Annotated in this window: 3 protein-coding genes; 1 reads left to right on the forward strand and 2 read right to left on the reverse strand. The window is 67.3% G+C overall.

From position 1 onward, the window contains the following. Positions 1–61 precede the first annotated feature (61 nt). Complete coding sequence (locus ACFU99_RS42065; protein WP_384403647.1) at positions 62–421, reverse strand: transposase; 360 nt, start codon at positions 419–421, stop codon at positions 62–64. Positions 422–462: 41 nt separating this feature from the next. Further along, positions 463–1,257, reverse strand: coding sequence for an SDR family oxidoreductase (locus tag ACFU99_RS42070; protein WP_384403650.1), 795 nt, complete (start codon positions 1,255–1,257; stop codon positions 463–465). Between the two features lie 80 nt (positions 1,258–1,337). Between ACFU99_RS42070 and ACFU99_RS42075 the strand changes: the two genes are divergently transcribed. Continuing rightward, entirely contained in the window at positions 1,338–1,490 is a 153-nt protein-coding gene (locus tag ACFU99_RS42075) for a hypothetical protein (protein ID WP_384403653.1), read from the forward strand. Positions 1,491–1,961: the final 471 nt, after the last annotated feature.

A 1,961-nucleotide genomic window follows, 5' to 3' on the forward strand; every position in this document is an offset into this window, starting at 1 on the left:
TGTAGTGACAAGTGGGGCTGTGGTGGTGGCTGTAGGAGGCTCCGCTGCGCTCCGCAGTTGGCTACCGGCAGGTAGGGTGCGGTTGCCGCCCGACAAAAGCGCCTTTTGGGACGCGGAATCGGGCGGCAAGTGCACTCTGTTGAACGGTGAACCTGATACATAGGGCACGACGCAGCACCCGGGCTCGGTCCCCGCCTGCGGCCCCGGCCTCGGCCTGGAGCCGAGTGACGATCCGGGCCCAGGCACCATCGCGCTGCCAGCACCGGAACAGGGCATGGCCCCGGCCCCACAGCCCGTAACGTTCCGGCACGTCACGCCAGGGATCACCCGTCCGGGTCCGCCACCGTATGCCGCCCATCAGATGCCGCCGCGTCCATACCGACGGACGGCCCGACTTGATGCCAGCCGCATGGCCATCCATCAACGCTCAAGCTCAACTTGAGCGAATAGACCCTGGGCGGCCTACGCGGTGGTGGCGATGCCGCCGTCGACGGGGATCACGGCGCCTGTCAGGTAGGCGCCTGCCCGGCTGGCGAGGAACACGGCGACACCCGCCATGTCGTCGTCGCGGCCGATCCGGCGCAGTGGGGCCGCCGCCGCGATCGCCTCGCCGAGCTCATCGAGGGTTTCAGCCATCATCGCCGACGGGAACGGTCCCGGCGCCACGGCGTTCACGGTGACGTGCTGCGGTCCCAGTTCCCTGGCGAGCACTCTGGTGAGCTGATGCAGGGCGGCTTTGCTGCTGGAGTACGAGTAGTTGGGCCGATGAGGGATGTGGATGGCAGCGATGCTGCCGATGTTGATGACCCGCGCGGGATCGTCGGCGGTGCCCGCCCTGCGAAGTGCGGGCAGCAGCTCCTGGACCAGCCAGAACGGCGACTTCAGATTGAGGTCGACGACCGTGTCCCAGGCCTCGTCCGGGAACGTCTCCAACGGCTCGTCCCATATGGCGCCCGCGTTGTTGACGAGGATGTCGAGAGGCTCCGAGTCGGCCGTGACGAGGTCGGACAGCCGCCGGCACTCGTCGTGGCGGGACAGATCGGCGGGGATGGCCCGCACCTCACCGAATGCGGAAAGCTGTTCCTGCGCCTGAGCGCACGCTTCCGCATTGCGCGAGCTGATGACCACGCGGACGCCCGCCTGGAGAAGGCCACGCGCGATCATCATTCCGATGCCTCGGGTGCCTCCGGTGACAAGTGCGCGCTTTCCACGCAGATCGAAAAGTTCTGTGTGCGTTGTGAATTGGTTGTCTACCACTTGCCGTCTTTTCAGTTGGTCGTGAGGAATGACGCGTCGACGCGATGGGTGTTCGGTTCAGCTGTCTAAACGCTAGGACTGTGAAGTGCACTCCAAGCAAGCGGATCAGAGTCCCGACGGACCGCGCCCACAACCGCCTCAAGCACCACCGGTCCGCATCCACGAGGCATGACAAGCTCACGGTCCACCACGAGGCGACCGTGCTGGCAGCAGCCCTCAACGAGCGGCCGTGACCAGACCCGAGGGGCTCCACTGCGCCTCCAATCGACTACTGGCAGGTAAGGTGCGGCGGCTGGTGGGTGGGGCGGTATTCGGCGTGGGTGAGTGCGGCTTTCGTCTCGGACCCTCCGGGTCCAGAGCGCCGGCAGCGGGAGGGAGGGGGGCGGACTGGGGCGCGTTCACTGCCTGCGGCGGCGTGCGTGGCCGGGGTTCAGGCTGGCTCCGCTGCGCTGCGCCGCTGGCAGCTGCCGCGAAGTGGCCGTTGCCGGTTGCTCGGGTGCGGGTGCGTCTCGGACCCTGCGGGTCCACAGCGCATGCAGTGACGGATGGGACGGTGGTGGTGTCCGCTGGAGGCTCCGCTGCGCTTCGCGGCTGGCTACCGGCAGGTAGGGTGCGGTTACCGCCCGACAAAAGCGCCTTATGGGACGCAGAACCGGGCCGCAACTGCACCCAGTTGAAGGGTGAACCTGGCGTGTCAGACATAC

The sequence above is a fragment of the Streptomyces sp. NPDC057654 genome (assembly GCF_042800135.1).
Lineage (GTDB): Bacteria > Actinomycetota > Actinomycetes > Streptomycetales > Streptomycetaceae > Streptomyces.